12 protein-coding genes and 1 pseudogene are annotated in these 13,217 nt (G+C 73.1%); 5 read left to right on the forward strand and 8 right to left on the reverse strand.

Features of this window, described 5'->3' with window-relative positions:
* The 8 genes and pseudogenes from ACFYY2_RS08055 to ACFYY2_RS08090 form a co-directional block, all read right to left on the reverse strand.
* Window positions 1–173: pseudogene (locus ACFYY2_RS08055) on the reverse strand (cardiolipin synthase B); the annotation flags it as partial.
* A 353-nt stretch (window positions 174–526) separates the two neighbouring features.
* Window positions 527–877: a VOC family protein gene (locus ACFYY2_RS08060; RefSeq protein ID WP_388738648.1), complete on the reverse strand. Its 351-nt coding sequence runs from the start codon at window positions 875–877 to the stop codon at window positions 527–529.
* Window positions 878–905: 28 nt separating this feature from the next.
* The gene (locus tag ACFYY2_RS08065) at window positions 906–1,157 is read right to left on the reverse strand and encodes a hypothetical protein (protein ID WP_388738651.1); all 252 of its coding nucleotides are present in this window, start codon (window positions 1,155–1,157) and stop codon (window positions 906–908) included.
* A 167-nt stretch (window positions 1,158–1,324) separates the two neighbouring features.
* The gene (locus ACFYY2_RS08070; RefSeq protein WP_388738654.1) at window positions 1,325–2,770 is read right to left on the reverse strand and encodes a glyceraldehyde-3-phosphate dehydrogenase; all 1,446 of its coding nucleotides are present in this window, start codon (window positions 2,768–2,770) and stop codon (window positions 1,325–1,327) included.
* A gap of 100 nt (window positions 2,771–2,870) precedes the next feature.
* The gene (locus tag ACFYY2_RS08075; protein ID WP_388738657.1) at window positions 2,871–3,437 is read right to left on the reverse strand and encodes a MarR family winged helix-turn-helix transcriptional regulator; all 567 of its coding nucleotides are present in this window, start codon (window positions 3,435–3,437) and stop codon (window positions 2,871–2,873) included.
* A gap of 184 nt (window positions 3,438–3,621) precedes the next feature.
* Complete coding sequence (locus tag ACFYY2_RS08080) at window positions 3,622–5,277, reverse strand: FAD-dependent oxidoreductase (RefSeq protein WP_388738659.1); 1,656 nt, start codon at window positions 5,275–5,277, stop codon at window positions 3,622–3,624.
* 9 nt (window positions 5,278–5,286) lie between these two features.
* Complete coding sequence (locus ACFYY2_RS08085) at window positions 5,287–6,201, reverse strand: diiron oxygenase (RefSeq protein ID WP_388738662.1); 915 nt, start codon at window positions 6,199–6,201, stop codon at window positions 5,287–5,289.
* A gap of 274 nt (window positions 6,202–6,475) precedes the next feature.
* A complete protein-coding gene (locus tag ACFYY2_RS08090; RefSeq protein ID WP_388738665.1) occupies window positions 6,476–7,363 on the reverse strand; it encodes a UbiA family prenyltransferase in 888 nt (295 codons plus the stop codon).
* A gap of 119 nt (window positions 7,364–7,482) precedes the next feature.
* Here ACFYY2_RS08090 and ACFYY2_RS08095 point away from each other — a divergent pair, with 119 nt between their 5' ends.
* From ACFYY2_RS08095 to ACFYY2_RS08115, 5 genes are all read left to right on the forward strand, one after another.
* Window positions 7,483–8,541 carry a type III polyketide synthase gene (locus ACFYY2_RS08095; RefSeq protein ID WP_388738668.1) on the forward strand — a complete coding sequence of 353 codons (1,059 nt, stop codon included), beginning with the start codon at window positions 7,483–7,485 and terminating at the stop codon, window positions 8,539–8,541.
* A gap of 13 nt (window positions 8,542–8,554) precedes the next feature.
* Complete coding sequence (locus tag ACFYY2_RS08100) at window positions 8,555–9,082, forward strand: isoprenylcysteine carboxyl methyltransferase family protein (protein ID WP_388738671.1); 528 nt, start codon at window positions 8,555–8,557, stop codon at window positions 9,080–9,082.
* The gene (locus ACFYY2_RS08105; protein ID WP_388738674.1) at window positions 9,079–10,092 is read left to right on the forward strand and encodes an NAD(P)/FAD-dependent oxidoreductase; all 1,014 of its coding nucleotides are present in this window, start codon (window positions 9,079–9,081) and stop codon (window positions 10,090–10,092) included. Before ACFYY2_RS08100 ends, ACFYY2_RS08105 begins: the two co-directional genes overlap by 4 nt.
* 89 nt (window positions 10,093–10,181) lie before the next feature.
* A complete protein-coding gene (locus ACFYY2_RS08110; protein ID WP_388738677.1) occupies window positions 10,182–10,928 on the forward strand; it encodes a YqjF family protein in 747 nt (248 codons plus the stop codon).
* A 131-nt stretch (window positions 10,929–11,059) separates the two neighbouring features.
* A complete protein-coding gene (locus ACFYY2_RS08115; RefSeq protein WP_388738680.1) occupies window positions 11,060–13,177 on the forward strand; it encodes an MMPL family transporter in 2,118 nt (705 codons plus the stop codon).
* Window positions 13,178–13,217: the final 40 nt, after the last annotated feature.

Consider the following 13,217-nt stretch of genomic DNA (forward strand, 5'->3'; position numbering starts at 1 on the left):
AGCATCGCCGCGAAGATCTCATCCCCGTTGCGGAGCGGGACGACCTCGTTCCCTTCCGTCGCCGCGATCCCGATCAGGCGTTCCAGCCGGCGCCGCAGGCGCACGGTGCGCTCGGAGTGGAGCGCGTCGCCGTATCTGGAGGGGGTGGACGTCTCTTCTGTGTGGCTGGTCATCTCTCACCTCGTCGACGGGGGGCGGGCAGGGCGGTCGTGCTCCCGGGCCTTCCGTGCCCGGGAGCCGATCGCAGGGCCCGTTTCCGGTATCCGCTGGTCCGAGGACCGCCTGTCCGAGACCCTGCCGACGTCGGCACGGCTCGGTGACGGTCCACTCCAGCCACTGTCCCGAGCGCGGCCGGCCATGCGCGGTTCCGGGCGTGTACCGCGTCACTCCGGGCGGTGGTCGTGGGGCGGCACGCCCCGCGTGCGGCTGTCGCGGCCCCCGGTGCGTCGGGGCCGGCGGCCCGTGCTCCGGGCGCACCGGACGGTTCCTGAGCGCAGCCCGCGCTCCCGGACCGCTTCCGCAGCGGTCATCCGTGACTCAGCACATTGACCACACGGCCGTTGGGATCCCGTACGAAGAACCGGCGCACCCCCCAGGCCTCGTCCCGCAGCGGGTGGACGATCTCCGCACCCGCGGTCAGCACGGCCGCGTGGACAGCGTCGACGTCGTCCACCTCGACACTCATGTCGGGGACGACCGACGCGGTGGCGTCGCGTTCCATGAAGGTGACCTGTGCGGTGGGGTCGGTGGGCGAGGCGAGCGTCATTACCCAGCCGAGGTTCATGACCTCCTCGAACCCGAGGCGGCCGTAGAACTCCCGGTTCTCCTCCATCGTGGCCTCCGACGTGATGTCGGGTACGACCCTGCGGACGGACAAGGTGTCTCCTGCCGGTGGGGCGGGTCGGTCAGGCCGTCCAGTCCGCCCTGCGGCCCAGGTGGTCGAGCAGTGAGCTCGCCGCGTCGGCGCCGGGAGCCGGCTCGATCGCCGGGCCGAAGGCGAAACCCCGCAACGGCTCCGCCAGGGCGTCGGCCACCGGCCGCAGTGCCCGCGCGAGAGAGGGGGTCTTCAGGTGCCGGCCGTCCGCGGGAACTCCCGCGACGACGGCTCGGATCGCGTCGTCGGCCTCTTTGAGGATGTGCCCCTCGGTTCTGGTCATATCGGGACGTTATCCAAGGACGGGACGCCGGCCGCGTACTCCAGGGGCGTGGCGGCCGGAAAGGGCCCTTCGCGCCGTCGGCGGGGTCGGGGCGGCCCGGTGCGACCGAAGGCCTCGGCTCGCGCCGAAGGCCCCCGTCGCCGGGGGCCTTCGGCCGGTTCGCGGGGTCAGACCGCCGGAGCCGGGTAGGTCGGGTACTCCACACCGGAGACGTGCTGGACGACCCGGATGACCTGGGAGGAATAGCCGAACTCGTTGTCGTACCAGAGGTAGAGGATCGCGTTGTCGCCCTCCACCTTCGTCGCGCCCGCGTCGACGATCGAGGCGTGGCGCGAGCCGATGAAGTCGCTGGAGACCGCGTCGGGAGCGGTGATGAAGTCGATCTGCCGCCGGAGCGGCGAGGTCAGCGACACGTTGCGGAGGTAGTCGAGGACCTCCTGGCGGTCGGTGGCGCGGGCGAGCTGCAGGTTGAGGATCGCGATGGAGACGTCGGGCACCGGCACGCGGATCGAACTGCCCGTGATCCTGGCGTCGAGGTCGGGCAGCGCCTTGGTGACGGCCGATGCGGCACCCGTCTCGGTGATGACCATGTTCAGGGGCGCCGAGCGGCCACGGCGGTCGGAGTCGTGGTAATTGTCCAGCAGGTTCTGGTCGTTGGTGAACGAGTGGACGGTCTCCACGTGACCGCGCAGTACGCCGTACTTGTCCGCCATCGCCTTCAGCGGCGGGACGATCGCGTTGGTGGTGCACGAGGCGCAGGAGATGATCTGCTCGTCCGGCTTGATCGTCTCGTGGTTGACGCCGTGGACGATGTTGGGGACGTCCCCCTTGCCCGGCGCGGTCAGCACGACCTTCGCGATGCCGGGGACCAGGTGCTTGGACAGTCCCTCGCGGTCGCGCCAGCGGCCCGTGTTGTCGATGAGGATGGCGTCCTTGATCCCGTGCGCCGTGTAGTCCACGGTCGTCGGGTCGTCGGAGTAGATCACCTGGATCTCGTTGCCGTTGGCGATGATCCGGTCGTTCGCCTCGTCGACGGTGATGGTGCCCTGGAACTGCCCGTGGATCGAGTCGCGGCGCAGCAGGGAGGCGCGCTTGACGATGTCCTGCCCGGCCCCCCGGCGTACGACGATGGCGCGCAGTCGCAGGCCGTTGCCCGAGCCGGTCTTCTCGATGAGCAGGCGGGCCAGCAGGCGGCCGATGCGGCCGAAGCCGTACAGGACGACGTCACGCGACTCGCGGCGCTCGGTCTTGTTGGCGCCGGTGGCACCGGCCACGGCTTCTGCGGTGAAGTCCTCGACCGACAGACCGTGGTCGTCGCTCCGGTAGGTCGCGGCGAGCATTCCGAGGTCGATCTGGGACGGGCCGAGGTCGAGGGCGCTCAGTGCGCGCAGGAAGGGCAGCGTCTCGGTGACCGAGAGCTCCTCGCCGGCTATCTGCCGGGCGAAGCGGTGGGTCTTGAGAATGCTGACCACCGACTTGTTCACCAGGGAGCGGCTGTGGAGCAGGACTGTGACGTCCCGCTCCCGGTGCAGCTTCCCGATGATCGGGATCATCGACTCCGCGATCTCCTCACGGGTCTTCCAATTGGTGAACGAGTCCTCGGTGGCAGTCACAAGTCCATCTTTCGAGCTAGGCGGTGCTCATATGTTAACCACACACGAGAACGCTCGTTCACTCGGTTCCGTTCGCCGGGGCGCACCCCCTGGGGGCCTCTCATTCGCGGCCGGGAAGTGATCCCGACCCGCCGGGGGTGACGTCGGGGGCGGTGCCCGCCCTGTCCCGTTCGATGTGCGCGTGCACGCGGCGGAGCAGCAGGGAGAAGCGCTCGCGTTCGTCCGGGGTCAGCGGGGCCAGCAGCTCCGACTCGGCCGCCGAGATGTCGGCGTTGAGTGCGGTCAGGGCGCACCTGCCCGCCGGTGTCAGGGTGACCTCGATCCGGCGGCGGTCGGAGGGGTCGCGGGCGCACTCGACGTAACCGGCCCTGTCGAGGTCGGTGACCGTTCTGGTGAGGTCGCTCTGGTTCATGTCCAGCCGGGAGGCGAGGTCCCCCTTGGACACCCGGCCGGTCTCCTCCAGCATGGCCAGGATGGTGAGATGCCACAGGCGCAGCCCGTGGGCCGACAGCCGTTCGGCGAGTCTGCGGCGCGCGGCCTTGCCCGCGGCGTACATGAGGTAGGCGTTCAGGCCGAGCACGCTCGGGGGTGCCGTCGGGCCGGGCCTCCCCGGGCCCTGGGGGCTCGGTGTCTCGCGTTCCGTCCCGGGGGAGGCCGGCAGGTGCATGGTTCTTCCTCCTCGGATACCGCGATGCGGTTCGAATGCTTAGTTAAGCAAGCCTAACCTTAGTGTGTAATGCGGTTGCTGCCGAACGGAGTTGATGCCGCGTCATGGAGGAGAGCAGAACGCCCCCGGCCCCGCCGACAGGGTCGGCGGGGCCGGGGGCGGGGTGCGCGCGGGCGAGGAGGGTTCAGCCCGCCGCCCGCCGGCGGCCCTTCGCCGCCGCGACGAGTTCTGGAGTCGTCGCCAGTTTCAGCCTGGGGCGTCCGTCCCGGTCTCCCCGTGCCCGTTCGGCTCGCTCGATCCGCGCCAGGCCGCGGGCGTCCACGATCTCGCGGTTACGGCGCCGGGCGAGCCGCTGGAATGCCCTGGCCCCGTGATCCGGTGACGGCAGTGCGCCCCTGACGGCGTCCTCCAGCAGGGCGCCGACCGTCTCGGCGGCGCACGTCCTGTTGGCGCCGATGCCGCCCGACGGGCCCCGCTTGATCCACCCCACGACGTACGTCCCCGGCCGGCCCGCCACCCTTCCCGCCGCATGCGGAACGGTGCCGGTCGCCTCGTCGAACGGCAGTCCCTCGACCGCGACACCGCGCTGGCCGACGGCGCTCAGCAGCATGCCGGCCGGGATCTCGCGGGCTTCCGCGCCGCTCCCCGCCTCCGTGACCCGCACACCGGTGACGGCGCCGTCGCCGAGTGCCTCAAGCGGCGAGGAGTGGAAGCGGAACACGATGCGGCGCCCTGCGGACGGCGGGAGCGACCAGTCCACCCGCTCGCGCACGGTACCCGCCAGCAGCGCGGCCCGTTCGCCGGGGAGCGCGGCGTCGATCGCCGCGCCCACCCTCGGGTCGTGGTCGTCCACGACCAGGTCCACGCCCGGCAGATGCTTCAGCGCGAGCAGCTCCGACCTCGTGTACGCCGCGTCTCCGGGACCGCGGCGCCCGAGCACCACCACCTCGCGCACGGCGCGGGCCCGAAGGGCGTGGAGCGCGTGGCCCGCGATGTCACCGGCCGCCAGGTCGCCGGGTTCCGAGAGCAGGATCCTCGCCACGTCCAGGGCGACGTTTCCGTTGCCGGCCACCACGACCCGCTCCGCGGACAGGTCGACCGCGTCCGCGGCGACGTCCGGGTGGGCGTTGTACCAGGAGACGAAGGTCGATGCGCGGATGCTGCCGGGCAGGTCCTCACCCGGTATCCCGAGGCGGCGGCCCGCCGGGGCGCCGACCGCGTAGATCACCGCGTCGTGGTGCGACGCCAGTTCCCCGGGGGTGACGTGCCGGCCGACCTCCAGACCGAGGTGCATGCGCACCCTGGGGTGCGTGTGGAACCTCGCGAAGGTGTCGCCGGCCTTCCGGGTCGACATGTGGTCGGGCGCCACGCCGTAGCGGATCAGGCCGCCCGCGACGGGCAGCCGGTCGATCAGGGTCACCTCGGCGCCGGTGTGCAGCAGCAGGTCCTCGGCGGCGTACATGCCCGCAGGTCCCGTGCCGACCACGGCGACCCGGAGCGGACCGAAGTCCGACGGCAGGGTCCGCTCGAAGGACGGCCCGCCCCACACGTGGAAGTTCGGCCCGTCGGGCTCCGACGCCGGCTCCCGGTCCGCGAAGTAGGCCGCGTTGAGAGGGCCGTACTCACGCTGTGCGGCGGGCAGGCCGTCCAGCGGGAAGACCGCGTCCACCGGGCAGGCGTCGGCGCACGCGCCGCAGTCGATACAGGACTTCGGGTCGATGTACAGCATCTCCGTCCGGCCGAAGTCGGCCTCCTCGGGCGTCGGATGGATGCAGTTCACGGGGCACACCGAGACACAGGTGGCGTCGCTGCAGCACGTCTGGGTGATGGCGTAGGTCATGTCGTCCGCTCAGATCAGGTGGGCGCGCTTGTAGAACACCAGGGCGGGCTTGGTGAGCAGGCGGGCGGAGGCCAGGAAGTCCATGAGGCCCGAACAGCTGGAGCGCATCATCGACTTGTGGTGCTCGTTGGCCTTCGCCTCGCCGATGGCGCGCTCCGGGTCGAGCCCCGCGTTGGCGTAGACGCCCTTGTTGACCATGCTCGTGACGATGACGTACGAGGCTATGGCGATGACCAGCGCGTTGACGCGACGCCGGACCGGCCCGGCCCCGCCGAGGTGCCTGCGGGTCTCCGCGCGGGCGAACTTCATGTGCCGGGACTCCTCGACGACATGGATGTTGTTGATCGTGCGGACGAAGGGCACGACCCGCTCGTCCCGCATCCAGTCGCGCTGCATGACGTCGAGGACCTCCTCGGCGACGAGGATCGCCGCGTACGCCGCCTCGCCGAACGCGAGTGTCTTGAAGGCCCTGCCCAGCTCCACCGCGAGGCGGTGCGGGCGGTAGGCGGGGGCGCCCAGCTTCTGCGCCCCGCGGGCGAACATGATCGAGTGCCGGCACTCCTCGGCTATCTCGGTCAGGGCCCACTGGACGTCCGCGCTCGTCGGGTCCTTCGCGTAGACGTCACGGAGGATCATCTGCTGCAGGATCATCTCGAACCAGATGCCGGTGCTGGCGACCGACGCCGCCTCCTGGCGCGTGAGCTCCGTGCGCTGCTCCTCCGTCAGCTCCGCCCAGTAGGCGGTGCCGTACAGGGTGCTCCACTCCGGACTCGCTCCGTGGTACGCCTTGTCCAGCGGGGTGTCCCAGTCGACCTCGGTGGCGGGGTCGTAGGCGAGTGTCGCCGCGGATTCCAGCAGGCGGCGGGTGAGGTCGTCCTCGGGGGGCCGGTCCTGCGCGTCCGGCCGGACGGTGCTGCTTGCCATGGTGCGGCTCCTCGGTTCGTCGTGAAGTTCCTCGGCGCTGTCACAGCTGCTCAGGGGACGGGCCGTCATATGCCGTACCCGGCTGAAGGCATGGCGGCGGTATCGCGCGAGCGGCTGGGCGCGTGCCTCGCGCGGCCGCCTTCCGTCCCGCTTGTTAGACGCAAGGTATAGCAAGGACTCCTGGCGGGCCTACCCCCCAGTAGGAAATGTGAGCGCATCCTCGAAAGGTGCGCGCATCACCGCCGCATCCGGCGGCGCGGCGCACGCGGGCCGCTCACGCGAGCCCCGCACCCCGCGTCACGAGCAGCGCGACGTCCGCCGAGGCCACGGCGACGGTCCCGGCCAGCGCGGCCTTGCGCCAGGTCCCGTCGCGGCGGGGTCGGGCCCCCGTGGCGGTCACCACCGCCCCGCAGAGGGCGACGCTGGCCAGTGCGACCACGCCGGGCCCGCCGGGCCCGCCAGGAGGGCCGAACACCAGCACCGCGGTGGCCGCGACGAGCGGCAGGGGCAGCAGGAGCCTCGTGCGGGCCGGCCCCCAGCGCTGGGGCAGGCCGCGGACACCCGCCCTCAGGTCGTCCTCGATGTCGGGCAGCACGTCGCCCAGATGGGCCGCCACCCCCAGCAGGGCGCCCGCCGACACCACCCACCAGGCGGGCCCGGCGCCGCCGGGCAGGCTCAGGGCGACCAAGCACGGCAGGGCCGCGAAACCGATCGCGTAGGGGAGCCAGGACAGCGCCGTCGCCTTCAGTCTCAGGTTGTAGGCCCACGCCGCGCCAACCCCCGTCAGGTGCGCCGCACCCGCCGCCGCGCCGCACGCCAGCGACAGCGCCACGCACAGCAGGAGAGCGGCGGACGCCGCGCACCACACCGTTCCCCGGCTCACCGTGCCCCGGGCGACGGGCTTCCCCGGGCGGTGTGCGTCGGCGTCGCGCCGGGCGTCGAACGCGTCGTTGCTCCAGCCCACGGAGAGCTGCCCGGCGAGCACCGCCGAGGCGACGAGCGCGCAACGGGGGCCCTGCATACCGGAACTGACGGCCAGTACGGCGATCAGCGCGGTCACCGCACAGGACGGCCCCGGGTGGCAGGACAGTACGAGCCCCCGCAGCGCGTCCGGCAGTCGCACGGCGGACGCGGACGCCGATGACCCGCCTGTGGTGTCCACGCGGCGATCCTAGGCAGTCCGGAGCGCCGCGAACACGGCTGCCACGAACAGCATGTGCGCTGTTTTGCCCCGGTATGCAGTCAGGATATGGGCATGACCTTTCCGAAGAAGTGGCCAGGATGACCCGGATCGCGGCCGTTCACGGGGTCCTGCCGCCGTACCGCCACACCCAGCGGGCGGTCACCGACATGACGGCGCGCGCCTGTCTTCCCCCCGGGGCGGACAGGCGCCTGCTCGACCGTGTCCACGCGAACGCGGGAGTGCGCACCCGGCACACCGTGCTGCCCCTGGAGCGCTACGCCGCGCTGGACGGCTTCGGGGCGGCGAACGACGTGTTCATCGGCGCCGCCGTGGAACTGGGGGCAGAGGCCGTGCGGGGCGCGCTGCGCAAGGCGGGGCTGCGGCCCGCCGACGTGGACCTGCTCATGTTCACCTCGGTCACGGGAATCGCGGCACCCTCCGTCGACGCACGCCTCGTCGGGCGCCTCGGCCTGCGGCCCGACGTGAAGCGGCTCCCCGTCTTCGGGCTCGGCTGTGTCGCGGGGGCCGCGGGGATCGCCCGGCTGCACGACTACCTGCTCGGCCGGCCGGGGCAGGTGGCCGTGCTCCTCTCGGTCGAGCTCTGCTCCCTCACCTTCCAGCGGAACGACCCCACACCCGCCAACCTGGTCGCCACGGGACTGTTCGGGGACGGAGCGGCGGCCACTGTCCTCGTCGGCGGCGACCACCCGGCTCCCGCCGACGGCCCCGAGGTGCTCGACACCCGCAGCCGTCTCTACCCGGACACCGGGCACGTCATGGGATGGGACATCCGCGGCTCCGGCTTCACCGTGGTGCTCGACCCCGCGGTGCCCGACGTCGTACGCCGCTATCTCGCCGACGACGTCGGGGGCTTCCTGGAGCCGCACGGGCTGAAGCCGAAGGACATCGCCCGCTGGGTCTGCCACCCCGGCGGCCCCAAGGTCCTGGAAGCGGTCACCGAGGCGCTGACCCTGCCCGAGGATGCCCTGGACGTCACCCGGCGCGCGCTGGCGGAGACCGGCAACCTCTCGTCGTCATCGGTCCTGCACGTCCTGCGCGACACCATGGAACAGCGCAGGCCCGAACCCGGGTCGCCCGGGCTGCTGATGGCCATGGGCCCCGGCTTCTGCTGCGAACTGGTGCTGCTGCGCTGGTAGTCCGGAGGGACGCATGATCTGGTACACGGTCCTGGTGGCGGCCGTCGCGGCCGAACGCCTCGCCGAGCTGGGGCTCGCGCTGCGCAACGCCCGCTGGAGCCTCGCACGGGGCGGCACGGAGGCCGGCCGCGGCCACTACCCGGCGATGGTCGCCCTGCACACCGGGCTGCTCGCCGCCTGCCTCGCCGAGACCTGGCGGGCGGAGCGCGTCTTCGTCCCGTGGCTCGGCTGGACCATGGTGGCGGTGGTGGCCGCCGCGCAGGGACTGCGCTGGTGGTGCGTCCGCACGCTGGGCCGGCGCTGGAACACACGAGTCATCGTCGTCCCCGGCCTCCCCCTGGTGACCGGCGGGCCCTACCGCCTGCTCCGCCACCCCAACTACGCGGCGGTCGCGGCCGAAGGGGCGGCACTGCCGCTGGTGCACGGCGCCTGGGTGACCGCCGTCCTGTTCACCGTGCTCAACGCGGCCCTCATGGCCGTACGCATCCGGTGCGAGGACGGCGCCCTCGCCCGCCTCGGGGAAGCCGGGGGGCACGCGTGATCGACATCCTGGTCGCGGGCGGCGGGCCGGCCGGTCTCGCGGCCGCCGTCTGGGCGGCCTCGGCAGGCCTGGAAGCCGTCGTGGTGGAGCCCCGCGCCGCACCCGTGGACAAGGCGTGCGGCGAGGGCATCATGCCCAGCGGGGTGGCGGCCCTGAAAGCGCTGGGAGTCGCCCCGGCCGGCCGGGAGCTCCAGGGCATCCGGTACGTACAGGGTGCCCGCCGTGCCGAGGCGCGCTTCCGCGGCAGCCCCGGGCTCGGCGTACGGCGGACCGAGCTGTCCGCCGCGCTGCACCGGCGCGCGGCGGATCTCGGGGTGCGCTTCGTCGCCGGCCGGGTGGACGGGGTGCGCCAGGAGGAGGACCGGGTCACGGCGGCGGGGCTGACGGCCCGCTGGCTGATCGCCGCCGACGGTCTGCACTCGCCCACACGCCGCGCGCTCGGACTCGAACGCGCCGCCGCCCCGCCACGCCGGTACGGACTGCGCCGCCACTACCGGGTCCCACCCTGGACCGACTTCGTCGAGGTGCACTGGTCCCCGTACGGCGAGGCGTACGTGACCCCGGTCGGGGACGGACTGGTCGGGGTCGCCGTGCTCAGCGGTCACCGGCGCTCCCACGGGGAGCACCTGGACGCCTTCCCCGCCCTGGCCCGTGCGCTGCGCGGACGGGAGGACGGTGCCGTGCGCGGCGCCGGCCCCCTGCGGCGGACCGTCAGCACCCCGGGAGCGGGCCGCGTCCTGCTCGTCGGTGACGCGGCCGGTTACGTCGACGCGCTCACCGGTGAGGGCGTCGCCCTCGCGGCGGCGACCGCCACGGCGGCGGTCGACTGCCTCGTCGCGGGCAGGCCCGGCGCGTATCCCGCGCGCTGGGCGCGGCTGACCCGCCGTCATCGCCTGCTCACCCGGGCGCTGGTGGGGCTGGCGGGCCGCCCGGTCACCGCCCGGATGATCGTGCCGGCCGCCCAGTGCCTGCCCCCGCTCTTCGGCGCCGCCGTGCGCGTGCTGCAGTGAGGTGATCGCGGGGCGCGCCCTCCGGGACGTCGCCGCGGCGGCCGCGCGCACCGCGACGGCGCGTCCGCCCGTTCTGCCATGGTGGACGTGTGCCGCCCACCTTCCGTACCCCGCAGGCCGTCACCCCCGATCCGCCCGACCCGGCGATGAGACCTCTCATGACGCAGTCCTGGCTGGACCTCGCGTTCCTCCACTGGGCCGCGGACCCGGCCGACGTGGCGCCGCTGCTCCCCGCCGGGACCGAACCCGACACCCTGGACGGAGCCACCTACGTCGGACTGGTCGCCTTCCGCATGTACCGAGTCGGATGGCTGCGCCTGCCCGGTATCCCCTACCTCGGCACCTTCCCCGAGACCAACGTCCGGCTCTACTCGCGGGACGCGCACGGACGGCGCGGGGTGGTCTTCCGCTCGCTCGACGCCTCACGCCTGATCCCCGTGGGTGTCGCCCGCGCCGCGTTCCGGCTCCCGTACGTCTGGTCCCGCATGGCGATCCGGCGCGAGGGCGGCACACTCACCTACACCAGCAGGCGCCTGGCCCCCGGTCCCCGGGGCGCCCACAGCCGGATCGTCCTGCGCCCCGGCGAGCGCATCCGCACCCCCAGCGCGCTCGAACACTTCGTGACGGCCCGCTGGGGCATGCACAGCACCTTCCGCGGACGCACGATGTACCTCCCGAACGCCCATCCCCGCTGGCCCCTGCACCGTGCGCACCTCGTCGAGTGCGACGAGGACCTCGTCACGGCCGCCGGACTCCCCGCTCCCGCCGGGCCGCCCCAGAGCGTGCTGTACTCGCCCGGCGTCCCAGTGCGCTTCGGGCGGCCGGCCCGTCCCTGAGGGCTGTCCCCAGCGGCCGCCGATGGTCCGACCGTGGCCCGCGGGCTCCGTCCACGGCATGTCGCCGCTCCGCCCGCCCGGGCCCCTCCTACTCTCGCCGCCACGGCACCGGACGAAGGGGCGGGAACGGCATGCGGGAAGTGGCCCGGCTGTTGTGCGGACGCCGCACCAAGTGGCTCGTCGTGCTGTTCTGGATCATCGTCCTCGTCCTGGCGGCGCCGCTCGCCGGGAAGCTCACGGGAGCCCAGAACAACGACGCCGCGTCCTGGCTGCCCAGCAGCGCCGAGTCCACCCGGGTCTGGGAGGAGTCCAAGGAGTTCCAGCCCGAGGTCATCACGGCCGTCGTCGTGTACGCGCGTGAAGACGGCCTGACCGGCGCCGACCGGGCGAGGATCGCCGAGGACGCGCGGCAGCTCACGACCCTGCGCGCCCACGGTGTGCGGGGCGGTGAGGTCCGCGGGCCGCTCTACGACCGGAGGACCGCGCCCGCCGCCGCGCAGATCTTCGTACCGATCACGATGGACGAGAAGGGCTGGGAACGGATCGGCCCCGCCGTCGACTCCGTGCGGGATGTCGTGGGGAGCGGCGGGGAAGGGCTCGCCGTGCACATCTCCGGGCCCGGGGGAGTCGCCGCCGACTCGGCCGACGCGTTCTCCGGCATCGACTCGACCCTGCTCCTCGCCGCGCTCGGCGTCGTGATCGTCATGCTGCTGATCACCTACCGGAGCCCGTCGCTGCTCGTGCTGCCCGTGGTCTCGGTGGTCGCGGCCCTCCTCACCGCGCAGGCCCTGATCTACCTCCTCGCGGCGCACGCGGGTCTCACCGTCAACGGGCAGAGCGCCGGCATCCTGACCGTCCTCGTCTTCGGCGCGGGCACCGACTACGCCCTGCTCCTCGTCGCCCGTTACCGCGAGGAGCTGCGGCGCCACGAGGACCGGCACGAGGCCATGGCCCGCGCGCTGCACCGCGCGGGGCCCGCCGTGCTGGCGAGCAGCGGCACCGTGGTGCTGAGCATGCTCGTCCTGCTGGCCGCCGAGATGAACTCGACCCGCGGCCTCGGACCCGTGGCCGCCATCGGCGTGGCCGTCGCCCTCGTCGCCATGCTCTCGCTGCTGCCGGCCCTGCTGGTGATCTTCGGCCGGTGGGTCTTCTGGCCGGCCGTCCCGCACCAGGGCACGCCCGAACCCACCGAGCGCGGGTTCTGGGCGCGGACCGGCCGGCGGCTCGCCGCGCACCCGCGCAGGTTCTGGGCGGCCACGGCCGTGGTGCTCGCGGCGCTCTCCCTCGGTCTCCTGCAGTTGCGCGCGGCGGGGCTCAGCAACGCCGACTCCTTTCCCGGCAAGCCGGACTCGGTGTCCGGGCAGGAGGTCCAGAACCGGTACTTCCCGGCCGGGAGCGGCAGCCCGCTCGTCGTGATCGCGGCGGCGGACCGGAGCCGCGAGGTGCGGGCAGCCGTCCAGGGCTCCCGGGGCGTCGTGCCCGGGTCGCTCGTCGTCCCGCCCGGCGCCCGCCCGGTGCAGGACGGCCGCGCCATCTTCGAGGCCACCCTCACCGACGCCGCGGACAGCGACCGGGCCGAGCGGACCGTCGAACGGGTCAGGGCCGCCGTACACGGGATTCCGGGCGCGGACGCGCTGGTGGGCGGTGACACGGCGGCCGCGCTCGACATGGACGCCGCCACCCGCCACGACAACCTGCTGATCATCCCGCTGGTGCTGCTGGTCGTCCTGCTCATCCTGGCGCTGGTGCTCCGCGCCCTGCTGGCGCCCCTCCTCCTGGTCGCGACGGTGGTCCTCTCCTTCGCCGCCGCGCTCGGCATCAGCGCGCTCGCCTTCCGGTACGTCTTCGACTACGCGGGGGAGACGACGGACTTCCCGCTCTTCGTGTTCGTCTTCCTGGTGGCGCTCGGCATCGACTACAACATCTTCCTGACCACGCGGATCCGCGAGGAGGCACTGCACCGGGGCACCCGGGCCGGCGTCGTGACCGGGCTCGCCGCGACCGGTGCGGTGATCACCTCCGCCGGCCTCGTCCTGGCCGGCACGTTCGCCGCGCTCGGCACCCTTCCCGTGGTCGCCTTCGCGGAGATCGGCTTCACGGTGGCCCTGGGCGTACTCCTGGACACGTTCGTCGTACGGTCGGTCCTGGTCACCGCTCTCTTCCTGGACATCGGCCCACGCGTCTGGTGGCCGCACCGGATGGCCCGGGAGGAAGACGGGGCGGGGCGGGAGACGGCTCGCACGCCATGACGGCTTCCGGCCGCCGGGCCCGCCCGGCCCGTCGTGCACC

Origin of the sequence: Streptomyces sp. NPDC001822 (assembly GCF_042892135.1) — a bacterium.
Lineage (GTDB): Bacteria > Actinomycetota > Actinomycetes > Streptomycetales > Streptomycetaceae > Streptomyces.